Annotated in this window: 17 protein-coding genes; 10 read left to right on the forward strand and 7 right to left on the reverse strand. The window is 41.8% G+C overall.

Annotated elements, in window-relative coordinates:
• Window positions 1–223: 223 nt before the first annotated feature.
• On the reverse strand, window positions 224–2,611 hold the full coding sequence (locus J5A56_RS09305) for a TonB-dependent receptor (RefSeq protein ID WP_021671927.1): 2,388 nt from the start codon (window positions 2,609–2,611) through the stop codon (window positions 224–226).
• A 656-nt stretch (window positions 2,612–3,267) separates the two neighbouring features.
• Between J5A56_RS09305 and J5A56_RS09310 the strand changes: the two genes are divergently transcribed.
• A complete protein-coding gene (locus tag J5A56_RS09310) occupies window positions 3,268–4,008 on the forward strand; it encodes a DNA-binding protein (protein ID WP_036919884.1) in 741 nt (246 codons plus the stop codon).
• A gap of 386 nt (window positions 4,009–4,394) precedes the next feature.
• Complete coding sequence (gene pyk, locus J5A56_RS09315; RefSeq protein ID WP_021671930.1) at window positions 4,395–5,858, forward strand: pyruvate kinase; 1,464 nt, start codon at window positions 4,395–4,397, stop codon at window positions 5,856–5,858.
• A gap of 469 nt (window positions 5,859–6,327) precedes the next feature.
• On the opposite strand, the gene murB is transcribed toward pyk, so the two are convergent.
• Together murB and J5A56_RS09325 are read right to left on the reverse strand one after the other, a co-directional pair.
• On the reverse strand, window positions 6,328–7,371 hold the full coding sequence (gene murB / locus J5A56_RS09320; RefSeq protein WP_255326129.1) for a UDP-N-acetylmuramate dehydrogenase: 1,044 nt from the start codon (window positions 7,369–7,371) through the stop codon (window positions 6,328–6,330).
• A 138-nt stretch (window positions 7,372–7,509) separates the two neighbouring features.
• Window positions 7,510–8,367, reverse strand: a complete 858-nt coding sequence (locus tag J5A56_RS09325; protein ID WP_021671934.1) for a DUF4348 domain-containing protein — start codon at window positions 8,365–8,367, stop codon at window positions 7,510–7,512.
• Between the two features lie 141 nt (window positions 8,368–8,508).
• Here J5A56_RS09325 and pheS point away from each other — a divergent pair, with 141 nt between their 5' ends.
• Window positions 8,509–9,546 (forward strand): phenylalanine--tRNA ligase subunit alpha, encoded by a 1,038-nt coding sequence (gene pheS / locus J5A56_RS09330; RefSeq protein ID WP_021671935.1) that lies wholly within the window; start codon window positions 8,509–8,511, stop codon window positions 9,544–9,546.
• A gap of 616 nt (window positions 9,547–10,162) precedes the next feature.
• Here the strand turns inward: pheS and J5A56_RS09335 are convergent.
• On the reverse strand, window positions 10,163–10,654 hold the full coding sequence (locus J5A56_RS09335; RefSeq protein WP_021671936.1) for an exonuclease domain-containing protein: 492 nt from the start codon (window positions 10,652–10,654) through the stop codon (window positions 10,163–10,165).
• A gap of 85 nt (window positions 10,655–10,739) precedes the next feature.
• Window positions 10,740–11,261: a DUF6155 family protein gene (locus tag J5A56_RS09340; RefSeq protein WP_021671937.1), complete on the reverse strand. Its 522-nt coding sequence runs from the start codon at window positions 11,259–11,261 to the stop codon at window positions 10,740–10,742.
• Window positions 11,262–11,418: 157 nt separating this feature from the next.
• Here J5A56_RS09340 and J5A56_RS09345 point away from each other — a divergent pair, with 157 nt between their 5' ends.
• From J5A56_RS09345 to J5A56_RS09365, 5 genes are all read left to right on the forward strand, one after another.
• On the forward strand, window positions 11,419–14,109 hold the full coding sequence (locus J5A56_RS09345) for a 3'-5' exonuclease (RefSeq protein ID WP_021671938.1): 2,691 nt from the start codon (window positions 11,419–11,421) through the stop codon (window positions 14,107–14,109).
• A gap of 110 nt (window positions 14,110–14,219) precedes the next feature.
• Window positions 14,220–14,525, forward strand: coding sequence for a hypothetical protein (locus J5A56_RS09350; protein ID WP_036919889.1), 306 nt, complete (start codon window positions 14,220–14,222; stop codon window positions 14,523–14,525).
• Window positions 14,526–14,586: 61 nt separating this feature from the next.
• The gene (locus tag J5A56_RS09355; RefSeq protein WP_021671940.1) at window positions 14,587–14,847 is read left to right on the forward strand and encodes a hypothetical protein; all 261 of its coding nucleotides are present in this window, start codon (window positions 14,587–14,589) and stop codon (window positions 14,845–14,847) included.
• A gap of 170 nt (window positions 14,848–15,017) precedes the next feature.
• Window positions 15,018–15,560 carry a hypothetical protein gene (locus J5A56_RS09360; RefSeq protein WP_231370811.1) on the forward strand — a complete coding sequence of 181 codons (543 nt, stop codon included), beginning with the start codon at window positions 15,018–15,020 and terminating at the stop codon, window positions 15,558–15,560.
• Between the two features lie 129 nt (window positions 15,561–15,689).
• Window positions 15,690–16,082, forward strand: coding sequence for a hypothetical protein (locus tag J5A56_RS09365; RefSeq protein WP_231370812.1), 393 nt, complete (start codon window positions 15,690–15,692; stop codon window positions 16,080–16,082).
• 20 nt (window positions 16,083–16,102) lie between these two features.
• Here J5A56_RS09365 and J5A56_RS09370 read toward each other — a convergent pair whose 3' ends face one another.
• Together J5A56_RS09370 and J5A56_RS09375 are read right to left on the reverse strand one after the other, a co-directional pair.
• Window positions 16,103–16,462 carry a hypothetical protein gene (locus J5A56_RS09370; protein ID WP_021671943.1) on the reverse strand — a complete coding sequence of 120 codons (360 nt, stop codon included), beginning with the start codon at window positions 16,460–16,462 and terminating at the stop codon, window positions 16,103–16,105.
• A 753-nt stretch (window positions 16,463–17,215) separates the two neighbouring features.
• The gene (locus tag J5A56_RS09375; RefSeq protein ID WP_021671945.1) at window positions 17,216–17,389 is read right to left on the reverse strand and encodes a PG1828 family lipoprotein; all 174 of its coding nucleotides are present in this window, start codon (window positions 17,387–17,389) and stop codon (window positions 17,216–17,218) included.
• A 343-nt stretch (window positions 17,390–17,732) separates the two neighbouring features.
• On the opposite strand from J5A56_RS09375, the gene mtaB reads away from it, so the two are divergent.
• Together mtaB and J5A56_RS09385 are read left to right on the forward strand one after the other, a co-directional pair.
• Window positions 17,733–19,082, forward strand: coding sequence for a tRNA (N(6)-L-threonylcarbamoyladenosine(37)-C(2))-methylthiotransferase MtaB (mtaB, locus tag J5A56_RS09380; RefSeq protein ID WP_021671946.1), 1,350 nt, complete (start codon window positions 17,733–17,735; stop codon window positions 19,080–19,082).
• Window positions 19,079–20,122 (forward strand): glycosyltransferase family 2 protein, encoded by a 1,044-nt coding sequence (locus J5A56_RS09385; RefSeq protein WP_021671947.1) that lies wholly within the window; start codon window positions 19,079–19,081, stop codon window positions 20,120–20,122. The genes mtaB and J5A56_RS09385 overlap by 4 nt, the downstream gene beginning before the upstream one ends.
• The last annotated feature ends 15 nt before the right edge of the window (window positions 20,123–20,137 follow it).

Here is a 20,137-nt window from a genome sequence, read left to right on the forward strand (position 1 = left end):
ACGTATGAATGTACAGAACTACGAATGGAACGAATGGAAGAGAGAAGATACACAATGAACATACCCATAGTTCATAATTCAAAATTATGATTACTTCAGTTTGCTGCGGTAATCAAAACAAACAACTCGTTTACTTGTCAACCAATCTAAAGGGTATCTCGGTAATCACGCCCCTCCCTACTGGGGAGGGGTCGGGGGGAGAAGTGGGGTGTTTATTTCCCTACTAAAAATCGATTGTCACTCTACCATTTATCTGGCGTCCAGTGAGGTAATTTGGTACGGCATACTGCTGTCCAGCAATGTCTGTCACCCAATAGTAAGAGTTGACATTGTTGATACCAAAGAGGTTCAGGCAGTCAAGACCAAGCCAAATATTCTTAAAGATAGTATTGCGATGACCATCGTTGTTGTCTAATAAACGATAGCTCATACCGATGTCGGCACGCTTATAAGCAGGTGCACGGAAAGTGTTATTCTCTAACTCTTGGTGTGGAGCAGAGAATGGCAGACCATCTGCATAAGCTAATTTCAGCGACATACGCCAACGCGTTGTTCCTGGGAAGAAGTCTGTGAAATAAAGGTTGAGTGCATAACGCTGATCGGTTGGGAGTGGAATACGCTTACCATTCAATGTCATACTGGTATTCATAACACTGAGCGTCAGCCACGAGTCAGCACTTGGAACGAACTCACCGAAGAGTTTAAGGTCAAGACCCGTTGCGTGTCCTGTAGCTGTATTCTCACCATAATAGGTCACCTTCACATTGTCAACAGAGTAAGGGACGAGGCGTGAGAGTGCCTTATAATAAGCCTCCGCAGTGAACTTAAACGGACGACCTAACATCTCGAAGCGATAGGTCATACCTGCCAATGCGTGGATAGACTGCTGTGCGCGAATCTTCTTATTGAGCGTTGCGTAGGTAACACCATTGACGATTGACGTGTCGCGAAGCTCCTTATAGAATGGTGCCTGATAGTAGATACCACCTGCGATGCGGAAGCTAATGTTGCGGTTTCTGCCCGGTGTGATTGTCAGCGATGCACGTGGAGAGAAAAGACTCTCACCATTAAAGTCCCAATGCGCAAAGCGAACGCCATAATTCAGTGTGAAAAGTGTTGGCACAGAGTCACGAGTCTGGAAGTTCCATGTCTCTTGCAAATAGCTTTCAAAGCGTTTCGCCTTGAGTTCATTGCGGGCACGAAGCGAGTAAATCATCTTCAAGTCACGACCTGTATGCGGAACGTTATAACCTGCTGAATCACGGTATTCATATTCGGCAGAGTTCTCCTTGATACTCTCAATCTTATAAGTCGCTGCACCCTCAATCTTATGCTTGCCTGCACGATGCTGCATCATCAGTTTCAAACTCTTCACGTTGGCATTGAGGTAGTCGCGAGAATGCTGCATAAACGTACCCACACCGAGGTTTTCAGACGTCTCAGTCTGTGTCAACCAGTACTGTCCCTGAATGTCATAACGCTCTTGCTCCTTGGTTGTGAAAGCTGATGCAAGGAGGGAAATATCGGTGCGAGAACTCAAATGGCGTGTGATAGCTAACGAACCAAAGAACGTACGGAAGAGATCTTTCTCCTGTCCATCGAAGTAGACACGGAATTTCTTCACGTTCTGCAGCGTTCCGAAGTTTGTCTCACGGTCTTCTGGCTCGAAGTTATAGCGGTTTTCTGAGATGTTACCGATGAAATCTACCTGCCAACGTTTGTTGGGTTGCCATGACAGATAAGTCTGATAATCAAGGAAAGACGGACGATATTCGCCCTTTGTTTGGAGTGAACCAAGGAGGTAACGATTGGTTTTATAACGCACACCATTGGTCCATGTCAGTTTCTTCGTAGCTAATCCGAGGTAGGCACTGGCACCTAAGAGAGAGGCAGAGATAGATGCTTCCGTCTTCTTTGGACGTTTATAGGTGATGTCCAAAGCCGAACTCATCTTGTCACCATATTTCGCTTCAAAGCCACCTGTTGAGAAACCAACGCCCTCAACTATGTCAGGGTTGATAATCGAAAGACCCTCTTGCTGTCCGCTTCGCACAAGGAAGGGGCGGAATACTTCTATGTTATTGATATAGACAGAGTTCTCATCAAACGTACCACCACGAACGTTATATTGTGAAGATAGTTCCGAGTGGGTTGAAACACCTGCCTGTGTCTGTACTAACTCCTCTACAGCATTGCCCGAAGCTGACGGTCCTTGTTTTGTTTTTTGAATATCCAATTCTTCTGTAGTTCCGTGCTGTTTGGCTTTACCTTGTACTACAACCTCCTCCAATGCGTTGTCGTCAGCCAACTGAACGAGCAGGGTCTGCTTACCCTTTGGGCGTACGAGAACCCTCGTCTTGGTCTTATAGCCAATCATTGAAAAGCGCACCTTCACAGAGTCTTCACTCTGCAGTTGCATGCTGAACTCACCTTTTAGGTTGGTCATCGACAGTTTCCCTTGCGTAACAACCATGACAGAAGCCAATTCAATCGGGTTGCCTTCCTTGTCGGAAACCTTACCTTGAAGGGTGAATGATTGTGCCAGTGCCAGCTGGGCTGTCACTATGAACAAAAGTAATAATATGTATTTCTGAATATCCTTACGTTTCATACAATGTATAACGATTCTTTTGCAAGTTTATTGTTAGTGTCTTGCAAAATTGGAATTATTGAAATATAATTAGTCCTTTACTTTTAAGATGTTTTTTGTTGACTGCTAAACACCTTTGAGTGGTTACTATATGTTTATCACTCCAAATTCCTAAAGACTCACATAAATTCTACTGAAATGGCAAACCTCATCAGTTTATGATTGGGAAGATGCTTGTTTGAGGTGGGTTCTAATACTTAGCTTCGTCATATTCCGAGATTATCTTCGAGAGCAAATTGATAGTGAACAAAGAAGTTATGCGGACATAACGGCTGAATGAACAGACATTTTGTTCCTAAGAGAGTTCGAAAGATGACAAAACGTACCCCATGATTTAATGATTTGATGTCGATGGCAATTAATAGAATCTACCTTAAAGAATTATGAAGTTGATGATTTGCTATTTGAGAAGAAGTTATATTCTGCTCCCTTTTATCGCAGGAAATCAAATAGGGAAATTTATATTTGTTCGCTGACATAGGCTGATATTATTGTTTAAAACATTTCCAAGTCTGGAAGAAAATTATTAATTTTGCAAAAGATAATCCGCATTTAAAATTAAGGATATTGTTCATCCTTTGTTTTTACTAATCATTGTTTTTAAGAAGTGATAGCGTATGCAATATAATGTGACTTGTAGTAAATGTAATCGCACATTCACGATTACTGCTGATGGCAATGAGAATTTACGTTGTACTTGTCCTTATTGTGGACAGTCATTGCTTGTCAATCTGCCATCTTTAGCTAATCCTGTTACGCCGTCTGTGCTACAACCAATAACACAAGATGAGAAAAAAGAGCAAGGCTCAACGACAAAAGTACTTCTCACGGTGTTGATCATTCTTCTTTTGGGTGGCGGAGCAGTCTTCGGTTACATTTATTGGCAGAACCTGCAGGAGGCTGCTCAATTGGAAATACAAGCACAACGCAAAGCACATGCCGACTCAGTGAAGCAAGTTCGTGCACAGCTGGAGGCACAAGAAGCGGAGGCGCAGCGACAAGATGAGAAGCGGAAGGGTATCTGTAAATTCTTAGAGTCGTTCTATAAGAAGGCAGTCCTATCAGATAATGCAGATGCCGTCTTCTACAGTCGTTACCTCACAGACTATTGTAGTCGAATGATTTTTGGAACGCAAGGCACTTACGAAACTGATGTTGATCCATGGACTGTATGGTGGGGAGCATTTGGGAACACGGTTTCAGAGCCTGACTTTGCGCAACTCCAACGTAACCTCAGTGTCGTTCCAATAGATGATAATTGGTATAAAGTGAGATTGTCACAAGATGGAGGAACAGAATATCGTCAGATAAAGGTGCAATCACAAGATGGGCATCTCCTTATTGATGACGTAAGATAATAGTAAACGAAAGGAGGAAAGAATGCAATTTCAAATAGCTTGCAAACATTGTCATCGTCCCTTTGTCATAGAATCGGAGGGTGGTAATACGCTAAAATGTAATTGCCCCTATTGTGGTGAAAGTATGATTGTTGCGACCCCGCAGGAGGATGTAACAAGGGGCAGTAGTGCTGAGACAACTGCCACCGTAAATCATACACAAATAAGAAGGGATAACGTGAACGAGCAAATTGCTCCAACGAGGTATGGAAAGTCCTCGAAGAGTGGATTGGGAAAGAAGATTACAATCATCTTTACCTCTATATTGTTGTTCGTGATACTGCTATCATCCCTCTTATATATGATTTTCTCAGCAATGTCGAATTAAACAATAACACACTCAATTTATGAAACAAACAAAGATAGTATGTTCTATTAGTGACCGTCGCTGTGACGTTGACTTCTTAAGAAAACTTTTCTTCTCCGGAATGAATGTCGTACGTATGAATACGGCACACGCCAGCCAGGAAGGTATTAAGGAGATTATCCGCAATACACGTGCAGTATCTCAACACTTGGCTTTGCTGATTGACACCAAGGGACCAGAGGTCAGAACCACTACTGTGGCTGAACCTATACAGTACAAGGTGGGCGATATGGTGAAGATTTTTGGTCGTCCAGAGGTAGAATCAACAAAGGATATCATTAATGTTTCTTACCCTGACTTCGCACGTGATGTAAAGGTAGGCGACCATGTCCTCTTTGATGACGGTGCTTTAGACATGCTGATTATCGAGAGTGTTGGGCCGATGTTAGTGGCACAGGTGCAGAATGAAGGTGAGCTTGGCTCACGTAAGAGTGTGAATGTACCAGGTGAGCACATCGAACTACCAGCCCTTACAGAGAAGGATAAAGCCAATATCTTGTTGGCGATAGAGGAAGATATCGATTTCATTGCTCACTCTTTCGTTCGTTCAGCAGCCGATGTTCATGCTGTTCAAAAGATTCTTGACGAGCACAACTCAGATATTAAGATTATCTCAAAGATTGAAAATCAGGAGGGAGTTGATAATATCGACGAGATTATTGACGCTTCCTACGGTATTATGATTGCACGTGGCGACTTGGGAATTGAAGTGCCTATCGAACAGATTCCTGGTATTCAGCGTAGCATCATCAACAAGTGTATTGTGAAGAAGAAGCCTGTTATTGTGGCTACTCAGATGTTGCACACAATGATAAACAATCCTCGTCCTACTCGTGCGGAGGTAACCGATATTGCAAATGCCATCTATAGCCACACCGATGCGTTGATGTTAAGTGGAGAGACGGCAAGCGGCAAGTATCCTGTTGAGGCCGTACAGACAATGGCACGCATTGCTGAAGCAGCTGAGCAGGATGCACATAAGCGCGGGCATGTGACAGTTCCGATGATGAACCAGAACGATCAGCGTGAGTTCTTATCACGTAGTGCAATTGAAGCAACTGAACAATTGGGTGTAAAAGGTATTATCACGGACAGCGAAACAGGTCAGACGGCTCGTAACCTTGCTGCCTTCCGCGGTTCACATCCAGTGTTAGCTATCTGTTATAAGGACAAGGTGCAGCGTTGGTTAAATCTTAGCTATGGTGTTATCGCTGTTTATCAGCATCGCCATAAGTCAAACGAAGAGATGTTTACAGCTGCTTTGCGTATGCTTCGTCAGAAGGGATATATTGATTTAGAGGATAAGATTGCTTACCTTTCTGGTACGTTTGGTACGGGTGGTGGCACAACTTTCCTTGAGATTAATAACGTGGGTGATGTCTTTGCACGTAAGTATCGCTTCCATCTCCCTGAAGAAGTAAATACGGGTGAAGAAGAGGATTAACCCCTCTTATTCTCAAAAAGGGAGGCATTCAACGTTTTGTTTATAAGAATTGTGGACTTTCCTTAGTTTTCTACATAATGTGGGCGCATAGGCTAACATATGGAAACAGGAGTCCCCACCCTGACCCTCCCCTTCGAGGAGGATGGGGTGGGGACTCTGTGTTGTCCAAGACCCATCAGGTCTCTGTGCGTTACGTTAGCAAAAAGGAATTCTGTTTTATCTGTGAACTCTGTGAGAAAACATATACAATTCAGAAGTTATAATAATGATTAGCGATGTGAGAAAGGTAAAGTCATCTCTTTGATGAAAGGTAGCGGTTGGAATGAAACACCTCTTTAATATGATGTCATACCATAATATCAAAAAAAGTTGTTTCATTTGTTTAGCACTCCTTTTGGGGGAGGAATTGGGAGAGGTGTTTGAGGAAAAGCGGCTCTTTAATTAGATTTTAGGCAACGTTAGCACCCCATTAGGCACTCCCCTCCTTGGGAGGGGTTGGGTAGGTATTCACCTCTGGATGTATCTCAATCCCAAACATCTCCTTTACATCATGTTGGATAGTCTTATAGAGTCGGACGATGTCAGCACCTGTTGCACCACCAAGGTTCACCAAAACCAATGCTTGTTTCTCATAAACACCTGCACGCCCCAAAGATTTACCTTTCCAACCGCATTGTTCAATCATCCATCCAGCAGGAATCTTCTCGTGATTGTCATCGATGGTATAGTGTGGCATACTTTCATATTTTGCTGCCAATTCCTCATATTTAGCTTTAGAAACGATAGGGTTCATAAAGAAACTACCTGCATTACCAATGATTTTTGGGTCGGGAAGTTTCGCATTACGAATGTCAGTAATTGTCTGACGAAGTTCTTTAGCAGTAGGATTCTCTATTCCTTTTTCTGCCAATGCAGCACGAATATTACCATAGTTGAGCTTTGGTTGATAAGTCCTGGAAAGACGGTAGGTAACCGATGTGATAAGATATTTGTTACGCCATTCACGTTTAAATTTACTCTGTCGGTAGCTGTATTCGCAATCAGCATTCTTGAAATGGTGCACTTCACCAGTGGCAATCTCCACTGCTTCCACCTCTTCTATCAAGTCTTTAGACTCTGCACCGTAAGCACCAATGTTCTGAACAGCACTCGCACCGCATTCGCCAGGGATGATAGAAAGGTTCTCTGCACCATAGAGCTCGTGAGAAACACAATAGTCTACAAAGTCGTCCCAAACGTAAGCCGATCCGCAACGTACACGTTCTTTATCGAGTTGCTCAATAAAAGAGATACCAGAGTGTAGGACAGTACCCTTGTAATCAGCTGTGAGTAAAAGGTTGCTACCCCCACCGAGAATCAGCAGAGGGAAGTCGTCATACTTCAAGGAACGCACAGCTTCCTGTGCTTCTTCCACTGACTCGTATTCAACAAAACGCTGACATCTCGCATCAATACCGAAGGTGTTATGCTTTAGCAGACTATAGTTAGACTCTATTTTCATTTTAACTTCTATCTTTTTTGCGTTGCCCTTGACCTCTGTTTATTAAGAAGTTCTTCTTTATGAGCAAGAACTCACAAAATAACATTAAGCAGTTAGGTAATAAGATGAAAGAAAGCCCCACAGCTAATCTCGTAGGCAGAGGTCTGTTCATTAATAAGCTACAACCTTCTCTAAGCGCCAGTCTTTGTCGTTCAGCTTAAAGATAAGCTGTGTTTCAACGCCATTAGCCAATCCACGGAAGGTAATAATCCTGCGGTTAGATTCTGAATATTTCTGACCATAGAGGATGTTATAAATCATATCGTGTGGAACCTCTGGCAAGAATGATGACCATTCGTTAGCAGGGATAGTAGTGTTAATCATATTTGTCTCTTCACCATTAGGATCTGAACCATAATAAGCTAATGGGCTCTTCACTGCCCCCTTACCATCATTGGCAAAGAAACGTGAAAGGAAGCTATAGAAAGAAGCGTTATAACTCTCTTTGAAAGGGATGTTACGAATCTGATTCAGCTTCCAGCTACCATCCTGATGATCGAACCAATATTGCTCAATCATACCTTTTTTTAGGTGTATCTTCTCAACAATGACACTATCCAAGTCGGTAGACTTAGAGTACTTCATCTGCTTCTCATTGTCGAAGATAAGCGTATAATAACCCTGCTTACGGAAGAAGAAATCCATCTTCCACATCTTACGGGATAGCTCGGTAGTCTTGTTACCATTCACTATTGGCAATGGGAACTTAATACGATCCATCTGTAACTTCTTGTTGGCAATGAAGTTGAAGAAGAAGTCGTCAAACAACTGGTCGGCTGCCTTTGGCATTGGAGTAGCAGCAATCACCTCCGTGGCAGAGTCAACGCTGTCTACAGTGTCCGTGTCTTCTGCTGCCGTAGAATCAGTAGTTGTACTGTCATCGCTATCAACTTTCTTGCTTGTGCAACCTGTAGTAACAGCTATCATAGCTACACAAACACACAAAATAAGTAAAAAAGCTTTTTTCATACTCTCTTTTTATTCTTCTCAAATTTGCTGCAAATGTACAATATTTATTTCTAATAAGATAGCTTTTTTATAAATTTATATTAGGGTAATTTCTCCGTTACGATTATAAATTGTACCTTTGCAGGAAAATAATCAAGAACTATGTTATTAGACAAGATAGAAGAACTTCTCAAGGAAGTGAGCGCACTCACGGCTAAGAGTGCTGATGATGTGGAGCAACTCCGTCTGAAATACCTTAGTAAAAAGGGTGAAATCAATGCGTTGATGGGTGAGTTCCGTAATGTGGCAGCCGACCAGAAGAAGGTTGTCGGCATGAAGATTAACGAACTTAAGCAGAGTGCACAGGACAAAATCAACCAACTTAAAGACCAGCTTGAAACAAGTGAGGCACAGAGTGATGATATTGATTTGACTCGTACTGCTTATCCAATCAATCTCGGTACACGTCATCCATTGACGCTTGTGAAGAATGAGATCATTGATATTTTTGCTCGTATGGGTTTCACACTCTATCAGGGTCCAGAGATTGATGACGATCAGCACGTCTTTACGATGTTGAACTTTGCTGCTGACCATCCAGCACGTGATATGCAAGATACCTTCTTCATTGAGCGTAGCAATACGATGGACGTTACAAAGAACGTCATCCTTCGTAGTCATACTTCTAATGACGAAGCACATTATATGTCTACACACGAACCTCCAATTCGTGTTCTTTGCCCCGGTCGTGTATATCGTAATGAGGCTATCTCAGCACGTGCACACTGTTTCTTCCATCAGGTTGAGGGTCTTTACGTTGATAAGAATGTTAGCTTTACCGACCTAAAGCAGGTGCTTCTCACCTTTGCGCGTGAGATGTTCGGTGCTGATACTAAGATTCGTCTTCGTCCAAGTTACTTCCCATTTACTGAGCCAAGTGCAGAGATGGATATCAGCTGTAACATCTGTGGCGGTGAGGGCTGTGGCTTCTGTAAGCATACAGGTTGGGTAGAGATTCTCGGTTGTGGTATGGTTGACCCACACGACCTTGAGGCTTGTGGTATTGATCCTAATGTATATACGGGTTATGCCTTCGGTATGGGTGTTGAGCGTATTGCTAACCTTAAGTACCGTGTTAGCGACCTTCGCCTCTTCTCAGAGAACGATACCCGTTTCCTCCGCGAGTTCGAGGGTGCGTAGTGTTAGGTGATGGGTGTTAAGTGTTAGGTGTTGAGGGTCACTTAGGTGACGAGTGTTAGATGTTGGGTGTTGCTGAATAGCTCTTTCTCTAATCGAGCTACCTCTGCTATACACTACCTTTACTAAAGATTTTTGTTGAGTTTGAGTGATAAATAATGGGTGTTGATGAAGCTTTATGCTATTCATCAACACCCATTCTCTTTTCTATATATTCTGCTTAACGAGTGGTTTCAAATATTGTATAAGTCCTAATTAGGTAGAAGTTCTCCACAAACTTTGAGTCGTCAAACTTCTTTCTAACGGCATATATCACTCGTGTTGCTAACGTTCTTTCATGTGGTTGGCGTCTAATAAAATACGTGTGAAGGCTTAGCACCATGTGTGCGGAGCCTTAGCACAACACGTGCGGGGCCTCCGCACGTTCGTTAAAGAGGACTGCGAGCCTTATTCTTTTCATTCTTTTTATTTAAAAACAAGGCTGACTAACCTTTGTGAACCCTACTTTCATGGTTACCACCAGTATTTCTCACGTAACATATCCTCACCACCCAATATCCATCATTTATCACCTATCACATCATTAACACCTAACATCCATCACTTATCACCCAATATCCTACAATATCTCACGTGCTATCCACGCACAAGCTTCTGCATCCGCAAGGGCATGATGGTGGTCGGTTAGCTCATAGCCACAGGCAGAAGAAACCGTTTGCAATTGATGGTTTGGAAGGTGAGGGAGCATCTGACGTGCTGCTTTCAGCGTATCAAAGAATTCATAATCTGGATAATCCATTTGGTAGGTATAGAAAGAAGCCTTCAAACAACCTTTGTCAAATGGTGCGTTGTGGGCTACTAATGGCAGACCTTTTATCATTGGTTCTATCTGTTTCCACACCTCACTGAATACGGGTGCACCGTCAGTATCTGCACACGTCAACCCATGCACCTGTGTACATCGCCAATGATAATAATTCGGTTCGGGCTGTATAAGAGAATAGAAGCTATCAACAATCTCTCCTCCCCTTACTACTACCACGCCCACCGAGCATACACTACATCGCTCAAAGTTTGCTGTTTCAAAGTCAATCGCTGCAAAGTCCTGCATAATATCTTTATAAATTTGTTAGTCGTCTACTATATCTTCATTTTATAGATGAGGCTTTATGTTTGTTTAGACAAAGTCTCTTTGTTCACTCTTGACGACCATAATAGTCATAGTACATATCCCATAAGGTATCAGAAAATCCCCAACCACATTGTGTTGAATTAAGCATACTTTCAATTCTCTGTCTGAAATGTTCCTCAAGGTTATGGTCGGAAATATGCTTCAGAGCTTTCTCAAAATTCGTTTCTAATGTAGTATAATACTGTTCCCACATATCACCGAAGGTCATTGTGTATTCACATCCCAACTCTATATAGTAAAGCATCAAATCGCCAAGACTGATAGCGTCAGCCTTCAACTTCTTGAAATCAGAGATTGCCTTCCGACAAGTTGCAAATGACGGCTTATCAGAAAAGCCTCGAGCGGGGAAAAATTCGTCGCGAATAATCTTTTTGTACTTTTCCAATGCACCGCTATAATCAGGTGTAAGATACATTTCCAGATACATCTTCGCTTCTGCGCTCGCATCATACAGACTCAACACAAGGTTCATTACGTCTTCCTTAGGCAGTACTGACAGATGCTTCTTTAGTTTTAATTTGGTCATATCAGAGTCCTCTCCACATTAGTGTTTGTTAGTAATATAAAGTAGTTAAGCACAAAGTTACAACTTTATTTCTATTCTTTTAACTTGATAACGAGTTATTTCCAATCTTTTTCTTACTTTTGCAGAAGAAGCATCTACTGCTATAAAAATACTTTCTATGGGGGCAAATAATTACACACCAAGTTTAGATAAATATCAGATTCCTGTCGTTGAGGCAAGTCAGGGACATCATCTTGTGCTGGCATCACCGGGTTGTGGTAAGACACATATCCTCGCGGAGAGGATAAAATATGCACGAGAAAGGGGTGTGAAGTATGAGGATATGCTCTGTCTGACGTTCACAAATCGTGCTGCAAGGGAGATGACCAACCGTATTCAAAAGGTGGTGGGAGGTGATTTCTCCGAGCTAATGGTGGGTAATGTGCATCGTTTTTGCTCTAAGTTCCTCTTTGAGCAGGGTAGGATACCAGCGGATTCAGCTATTATTGATGACGAAGAGGCGGTGAGTATCATTGCTGATTATCGCAATGAAGACGAAGAAGGAGTGACAAAAGACTTCAACCGATACAAAGGTTATCAAACGATTATCTTTTTTCAGCATTTCATCTATCAGATGGAACACGGTCATCCGTGGAAGTATTATCTTCATCCAGAGAGCTTTACGGATGATGATAGGGAAGCTGTAAAGCATATATGTGCCTCGCAAAAGATTGAATACGACGAGCAGGCGGTACTGAATATCTATCATCATGCACAGGAATATATGGACGAGGCGAATGCGCCCGGACTTGATGGGAAGACGGCTGATAGGATTCGTGTACTGCTTTGGAAGATGTATTACGCTAATTGTTACGCCCGATATAAGGAGGAAAATCATCTTTTCGATTTCGAAGATCTGTTGCTTTATACTTACGATATCTATCATTCTGACCCCACTTGCAAGCGTTATTCGTGGATACAAGTGGATGAGGTGCAGGATCTTAATGGTATGCAACTCGCTATTATTGACTTGCTGACAGCAGAGGACAACCCGATGGTGATGTACTTAGGCGATGAACAGCAGGCAATCTTCTCTTTTATGGGGGCAAAAGTAGAAACGCTGACACTGTTGAAGATGCGCTGTAAGGGTAATATACATCATCTGCAGCGCAATCATCGTTCGCCCAAATATCTGCTCGATATCTTCAATGATTATGCAGAAAAGCAATTGAAGATAGATCGCGAACTACTCCCTCTTTCTGACAACGGCACAAAGGCAAAGCCCGGGGACTTGAGAATCATACATAGTAGTACGATTGAAGCAGAACACAAAGATGTTGCCATCGAAGCTCTCCGCCTTTATGAGCAAAATAAGGAAGAGCGTACAGCCGTCATCGTTAGTGCTAATTCGGATGCCGATCGAATTAGTGATGCGATGACAGAAGCAGGACTAACTCACTTTAAAGTCTCTGGTCGCGACCTTTTCGATACACCCGATGTCAAGTTATTGTTGGCACATTTGAGTGTTCTTTCCAACGAACATAACTCTATTGCATGGACACGTATCATGAAAGGGGTGCGTGCCTTCCCTTCTCATGCCCTTGCTCGCCGATTTAATTGGAAGCTAAAGCAGTTGGCACTATCGCCTTCGGACTTCCTTCTCTATCCTGAAAGCTGCTATACGGCAGAGTTTCTTCGTGCGTATGATGAGGAAGAAATCGTTGTTTTCGATACCGAAACAACTGGCTTAGACGTGTTCAATGACGACATTATTGAGATTGCTGCCATACGAATTAAGGATGGGGAAGTGATTGGTGAACCGCTTGATCTCTACATAGAAACCGATAAGCCGATTTCGTCAATGCTCGGTGATAAGGAGAATCCGATGTATGCTATCTATCATAAGAAGATGGCTACTGGCGAGCTACTCACCCCAGCAGATGCCTTACAACGTTTCCTAACATTCGTGGGTACAAGTCCTATGCTTGGACATAATGCCAACTACGATTACAACATACTTGACAACAATCTGCAACGTTACTGCAATGACACGATGCAGGCACATTCTATTCGTTGCTTTGACTCGCTAAAACTGATACGACTATTGGCTCCAAGCCTTCATTCCTACAAGTTGGAGAGTCTTCTCGAAACCTTTCAACTGACAGGTGTTAATAGTCATCAGGCGATTGATGATGTGAAAGCAACTATCAGTCTTGTACGTCTCTGTGCCGATAAAGCACGTGAGAAACAGGCACAACAAGCAGCATTTATTCGTCATCCGAAGGTGCAACCCTTTGCTAACGTGCTTCGTAGCAATTATGGTGAACTCTATCAAACAGCTGTCAAGAGGCTTTATACGGTATCAACCGAGCCTGAACCAGCCCTTGTAAGCGAACTCTCTACTGCTTATAATGCCTTTCGTTCTGATGGTTTAATAAACGACATTTCCCGATTAGATTATATTCTCCGTTACCTTCGTATAGATATGCTGACTGATGAGGCGATAGCTAATGCTCTTGCTCCACAGCTCTCACAGTACATAATGGATATTAATACACTGAAGGAAGCCGACTTCTGCAATAGTAAGAGTATTCTTGAGCGTATCTATGTGACGACTGTTCATAAGGCAAAGGGGCTGGAGTTTGATAATGTTATCATTTTTGATGCAGCCGATGGTCGCTACCCGAACGCTTATAACAAGACGAAACAGCAAGACGAGGAAGATGCTCGTAAGTTCTATGTAGCTATGTCACGCGCTAAGCGTCGCCTTTTCATTGCCTATGCCTTGCAAAAGGTTGAACGCTATGGAAGGGTTATCAATCGTGAGCTCACCCCTCTAATGGATAGTATTCAAAAGTATTTTAATTAGACAAAAGCCTATTTTGATAATACAAATAAACACTTTTTATGCATCAAATGATAGTATTTTAATTTGAAAAGGTTACCTTTGTATCCAATAGATAACTAAGGTTTAAAAGAATGATATCAAAAAGATTACTTGCGTCATGCTTGTCTATGCTAATGGCTTTGTCAGCCTTTGCAGTTAATAATGAAGGTGCACAAGACATGGCATCGAGGGTTTTAGGTGGAGCATTTGCTCTCGGCACCATGATTATAATTGGACTTTTCTGTATAATTGGGTATATTATTGTTGCTATGATGGCGCGAAAGAGAAACAGAAGCGTTGCTTTATGGATTCTCTTTAGCTTATTGGGAACACCATGGTTGATGATTTTAATACTTTTCTGTATTGGAAAGAATGAGTCTGGTTTACAAGATAGATAACGATTAATAAGACAAAAGAATAGTTGTTTAGTTCAAAAATATACAATTAACAAATATAATTATGACAAAGGAAAAGTTCTTCACTTCTATGGGATGGGTCGGTATGGTAACATCGGTATTAATGTATGTTTTCTACTTCCCACAGATAGAAAACAACTTAGCAGGACATAAGGGAACCTTTATTCAACCCTTTATGGCAGGCGTTAACTGCACCTTATGGGTTGCTTACGGATTGTTTAAGGAGAAGCGTGATTGGCCATTGGCTATTGCTAACACACCGGGTATCATCTTTGGTTTTGTAGCTGCTTTCACTGCATTGTAAGTCAAAACAATATAAAATGAGCGTCCTCTTCATTCTTTCGAGTGAAGAGGATTTTTGTTTTATGGCTGAAAATCAAATCAATTACATTGCCATCTGCAAAACTTTTATTATCTTTGGCGTAGCTAACAGCACCTGTTTTCGAACACTACGAACGAATAATAATGAAGCGTATGAGAATATATCAAACAGTCTTAACACTGCTCTTTCTCTCCTTTCTACTGACCTCCTGCAAGATAAAGACGACTGATGAGCAGAAGGGGTCGGGCGTAGCAGAAGGTCGTTTTCCTGACCAAAGAGAGCATCTAAAGGATTTCAAGGACGACATAGTCATCATGGAATGTGTGGATTATGACTTCAATACAGCCCCAATAGGTATCGGAAATAAGTTCTTTACACTATTGCGTGGATGGGTATACACCGATAGTGTCCTTTCTCATACCATAACAAGTGAGGGACTGACAGAGGGTATCTTGGTGCAAGACTTCCCCAACAATGAGGATTTGAAAGAATATGGTGGCTATTATGTTTCGGACAAACCTTACATCAAGATGAATCTTTATCGCACAAAAGATGCCGTTTGGTTTATGAATAAAAAGTACCCCATAGCACGAGAGAATGGTGATAGCATCTTTTCACCATTAATAAAAAGGGAGTACGGAAAGGCTCGGTCAGTATGGATATTTGTGGGGGATATTCCTTTTAAAAACAATTAATCGAAGCTTATGAAGGCTATACTACTTATCTTTTCTTGTCCCTTTCTACTCTGTTGTACAACGGAGACGCGAAAGGTAACAACCGTTCATTCTCCATATGATACTGTGTATATTTACGCAAAGGATGAAATGGGGCAAAAAATATACAATGTTATCTCTGAGAAGGCAGTAACGGTTAATGGAGACTCGTTATTTGGTAAGATAAGAAAAGAGGTCCCGAAACAGTTGAATGACAAGGAGTTTGAACTTGCTAAAACCATTGTAAGGAAGTATATTCATAGGCATCAAGCTGATTACCTGCCCTTTGATTCCTATTTTCAGCAATACTTAGGTTATGAGAAAGATGGTGTTTTAATGGCGGATGTTGTTTTATTTTCATATTATAGAGTCATCTATCAAAAGGGTGTTGCAGGAATTACTCATGAAAACTATAGGGTGAAATTCAGGTTTCTGAAAGAACTTGGGAAGGAGCGTAAGAGGTTTACAATAAACTTGGATAAAGGAGTTATCGTAAATGAATAGGACGATTTAAGATATGTCACTTATCTTTTTTGCCGTACAAAGCTAACTTCTTTTTCCTCGTTCCACAGCAAGCCTTTGATAATCAGTATGCTATCGTGTAACTCCATGACTTTGCAGCGGTTAGTATCATTCTCACCATAGGCCAGAAAAAGTGAGTCGTTCACAAAGTGGTAACTATTAAACCACCTGCAAGTGTCTCCTATGCCTGGATCGTATGCAACGGTAGAATCCGTCACTTCAAGGGTTGGACGCATACCAATGTCTGTCTTTTCCACACCTGCCCAGTTTCCTATAAATTCTTTGGGGTAAACGTGTCTATCGTTTCTACTGCAGGCAGCGAGCAAAACTAACAAGAAAATAGGAAGTAAGTAGTATCTCATACCTCACGAATTTATCAATATCAACAATCACGATAAGTGAATATACTAAAAAGGCTGACCCAAACGGAATTATAGTCTATAGCCCCTTTATGAGATAAACGCCGTCAGTATCATAAAATTGTTTAGTATAAAGGTTTTCTTTTGATGATTGTAAAAGTCGCAAAACACTCTTATGAGATTTGAAATTTGTTTACATAGTGAGCGTGTTTTGAGGCTTTAAAAGGCGATAAAACGAGCTAAAAAACCCCCTTTGTAAGTTGCAAAGAATCAGCGAGTTGCATAGTCGTGTTTTAAAGGGTGCTTAGTAAGGGTTTTGAAGGGCGTTACTTGGACTTCAAAAGGGCATCTTTTGCAAGTCAATTGGGCGTTAATTGCAAGCTAATCTACGCTCTTTTTATTTTTAAGATTAGATTTTTCTTTACAAAAGTCATTCTTCTTGCAAAAGCTATAGAAAAGAGAATAAAGTGAAAGTGTAAAAACAGAAAAGTTCTTCTGTTACCCTGTCTTCAGGCAATTCAGTCTTCGTTCTTCTGTTACTTTGTCTATTTCTTCCCCCTTCTTTTGTTTCTCTGTTACTTTGTCTTTATTTTATCCTGTCTTTGTTCTGTTATTCTGTCTTAAAGATGGTTAGTTCTTGTATCTAACAGCATCTACGGTAATTATAATTCTGAATTACTTACATCCCCATAAACGAGAAAACCGTAGGACGAAAGTCCTACGGTCAATTTCTCTCTTTTTCTGTTCGTTCTCTGATTACTTAACAGAGTCAGCAGCAACTGAATCAGCAGCAACTGAATCAGCGTTAGCGCTATCAACCATTGCAGAATCTGCAGTTGAGTCAGCGTTAGCAGCTGGCTTAGAGTTATTACCACAAGATGCGAAAGAGATAGCTGCGATAGCTACGAACATTAAAACTAATTTCTTCATTTTCTTTGCTTTTTAAATCTGTAAAACAATCATTTGTTTGTTAAAACGATGCAAAGGTAAGTATTTTTTTTATACGGCAATAATATTTTTAGAACTTTTTTTGTTCTATTTTTGTAACTAATTTATAAAATACTGATAATCAGGAGTATATAAATGATAAATAAATGTTAAATGGTTTGGTGTGTGCCTACACAGTTTTAAAACCTTATGTTTTTATGGGCTTTAACATGCTGTTTTAGAGTGTAAAATCTTCTTTTCTTAGTCTTTCTTACCTTTTTCTAATGTGTAAACGAGGACTATTTCTTTGGTTTTGTGTTCATTTTGCTGTAACTTTGCAAGTTATATGATAGATACAGCAGCATTTCAAGGCAAGACAGCCAAGTTCTATACGTTGGGTTGTAAGCTCAACTTCTCAGAGACAAGTACCTTCGCGCGTACCTTATATAATATGGGCGTGCGTGAAGCGAAGAAGACTGAGCAGGCAGACATATGTCTGATTAATACCTGTTCGGTTACTGAGGTTGCTGACCACAAGTGCCGTCAGATCATCCATCGTATGGTGCGCCAGAACCCAGGTGCTTTCGTAATCGTGACAGGTTGCTATGCTCAGCTTGAGAGTGCAACGGTTGCGAAGATAGAAGGTGTCGACCTTGTGTTGGGTAGTAATGAGAAAGCTGACCTCGTACAGTATCTTAGTGATGCTTGGAATAAGGTCGATACAGCTAAAGAAGAGACGTCAGAGGGAGAGTATCACTCTGTTAAGACGAAGGATATTAAAAGTTTCCAAGCAAGTTGCTCACGTGGTAATCGTACACGTTACTTCCTAAAGGTGCAAGACGGATGTAATTACTTCTGCACTTATTGTACGATTCCTTTTGCTCGTGGATTCTCACGTAACCCGACTGTTCAGTCGCTTGTTGCGCAGGCAGAAGAGGCAGCAAGAGAGGGTGGAAAGGAGATTGTGTTGACGGGAGTTAATATAGGTGACTTCGGTAAGACCACAGGTGAGAGTTTCTTAGACCTCGTAAAAGCATTAGATAAGGTAGAGGGCATACAGCGTTTCCGTATTAGTTCGCTGGAACCCGACTTGATAGATGATGAGTTGATAGCGTATTGTGCAGAGTCACGAGCGTTTATGCCACATTTCCACATCCCACTTCAGAGTGGTTCTGATGAGGTGTTGGAGTTGATGCACCGTCGTTATGACACGGCACTCTTCGCTCGTAAGATAAAACTTATTAAGGAAAAGATGCCCGATGCATTTATCGGTGTTGATGTGATGGTAGGTTCTCGTGGCGAGCGACCAGAGTATTTTGAGGATTGTTATAAGTTCCTCGACTCCCTTCCAGTCACCCAACTCCATGTCTTCCCTTATTCAGAACGTCCAGGAACTGCGGCATTGTCAATCCCTTATGTGGTAGATGACCGTGAGAAGAAGCACCGTGCGCATAAGCTATTGAAGCTCTCTGACGAGAAGACACGTGCTTTTTATGCAGCGCATATAGGGCAGGAGGCAGACGTCCTCTTTGAGAAAGCGGCACGCGGAAAGGCTATGCACGGCTTTACAGATAACTATATTCGTGTGGAACTATCGCCCGATCAGGCAAAGGAAGAATATGACAACCAGATACTCCGAGTACGTTTAGGAGGGTTTAATTTCGATCAAAGTTCATTAAAGGCAGAACTCTTATGAAAGTTGCGATAGTTATATTGAACTGGAATGGGCGAAGTATGATGGAGCAATATCTCCCTTCCGTGCTGAATTTTTCACGAGGAGAAGCAGAGGTTATCATAGCCGATAATGCTTCAACAGATGACTCTGTTGCATGGTTGAAAACAACTTATCCATATGTTCGTGTGATAGAATTAGCTGAGAACTATGGCTTTGCAGAGGGGTATAATCGTACGCTAAAGCAAGTAGACAGCGAATATTACGTGTTGTTAAACAGTGATGTTGAGGTGACGCATCACTGGCTTACGCCCCTCATCGAGGAGATGGATGCCCATGAGGATATAGCAGCTTGTCAGCCAAAATTGCTCTCTGCTACCAATCGTGATGCTTTTGAGTATGCTGGTGCATCGGGAGGTTTCATTGATCGTTATGGCTATCCGTTCTGTCGTGGGCGCATCTTTGATACGGTGGAGGATGATAATGGACAGTATGATAATGCGGAGGAGGTTCTTTGGGCAACAGGTGCTTGCTTGATGATACGCGCCAAGGACTATTGGGAAGCTGGTGGATTGGACGGCAGATTCTTTGCTCATAATGAGGAAATAGATCTCTGTTGGCGGTTGCATCAGATGGGTAAGCGCATCTTCTGCTTCCCTGAAAGCTATGTATATCATGTAGGGGGCGGTACATTGCCAAAGTCTAACCCACGTAAAACCTTCCTGAACTTCCGTAATAACTTGACCATGTTGTGGAAGAACTTACCAGAAGATGAGTTGAAGCATGTCATGCGAGTACGATGGTTCTTAGACTATTTGGCTGCTTTTCAAACGCTGATTTTAGGTCGTAATTGGGGAGAATTTAAGGCAATCCTCTCAGCTCGTCATACCTTTAAACAGTGGAGACATGAGTTTGAGCGACTACCAATTAGTCTTGATGGAGTAGTAAAACATCGAGAAAACCTCCCTTCTTGTACGAATGATGGACGTAAGAAATATAGCCTTCTTTGGCAATACTACGTGAAAGGGCGTAAGTTGTTTAGCTCCTTACCTGAATGGGAATAGGATTTGTTTATAAAT

The sequence above is a fragment of the Prevotella melaninogenica genome (assembly GCF_018128065.1).
Taxonomy (GTDB): domain Bacteria; phylum Bacteroidota; class Bacteroidia; order Bacteroidales; family Bacteroidaceae; genus Prevotella.

Coding starts and splice junctions, on each gene's coding strand:
- J5A56_RS09345 (WP_021671938.1), top strand. CDS start 11,419: ATGGGGGCAAATAATTACACACCAAGTTTAGATAAATATCAGATTCCT.
- J5A56_RS09370 (WP_021671943.1), bottom strand. CDS start 16,462: ATGAGATACTACTTACTTCCTATTTTCTTGTTAGTTTTGCTCGCTGCC.
- J5A56_RS09365 (WP_231370812.1), top strand. CDS start 15,690: ATGGGGCAAAAAATATACAATGTTATCTCTGAGAAGGCAGTAACGGTT.
- J5A56_RS09360 (WP_231370811.1), top strand. CDS start 15,018: ATGAGAATATATCAAACAGTCTTAACACTGCTCTTTCTCTCCTTTCTA.
- J5A56_RS09350 (WP_036919889.1), top strand. CDS start 14,220: ATGATATCAAAAAGATTACTTGCGTCATGCTTGTCTATGCTAATGGCT.
- J5A56_RS09340 (WP_021671937.1), bottom strand. CDS start 11,261: ATGACCAAATTAAAACTAAAGAAGCATCTGTCAGTACTGCCTAAGGAA.
- pheS (WP_021671935.1), top strand. CDS start 8,509: ATGTTATTAGACAAGATAGAAGAACTTCTCAAGGAAGTGAGCGCACTC.
- J5A56_RS09310 (WP_036919884.1), top strand. CDS start 3,268: ATGCAATATAATGTGACTTGTAGTAAATGTAATCGCACATTCACGATT.
- J5A56_RS09385 (WP_021671947.1), top strand. CDS start 19,079: ATGAAAGTTGCGATAGTTATATTGAACTGGAATGGGCGAAGTATGATG.
- J5A56_RS09325 (WP_021671934.1), bottom strand. CDS start 8,367: ATGAAAAAAGCTTTTTTACTTATTTTGTGTGTTTGTGTAGCTATGATA.
- pyk (WP_021671930.1), top strand. CDS start 4,395: ATGAAACAAACAAAGATAGTATGTTCTATTAGTGACCGTCGCTGTGAC.
- J5A56_RS09375 (WP_021671945.1), bottom strand. CDS start 17,389: ATGAAGAAATTAGTTTTAATGTTCGTAGCTATCGCAGCTATCTCTTTC.
- J5A56_RS09335 (WP_021671936.1), bottom strand. CDS start 10,654: ATGCAGGACTTTGCAGCGATTGACTTTGAAACAGCAAACTTTGAGCGA.
- J5A56_RS09355 (WP_021671940.1), top strand. CDS start 14,587: ATGACAAAGGAAAAGTTCTTCACTTCTATGGGATGGGTCGGTATGGTA.
- mtaB (WP_021671946.1), top strand. CDS start 17,733: ATGATAGATACAGCAGCATTTCAAGGCAAGACAGCCAAGTTCTATACG.
- J5A56_RS09305 (WP_021671927.1), bottom strand. CDS start 2,611: ATGAAACGTAAGGATATTCAGAAATACATATTATTACTTTTGTTCATA.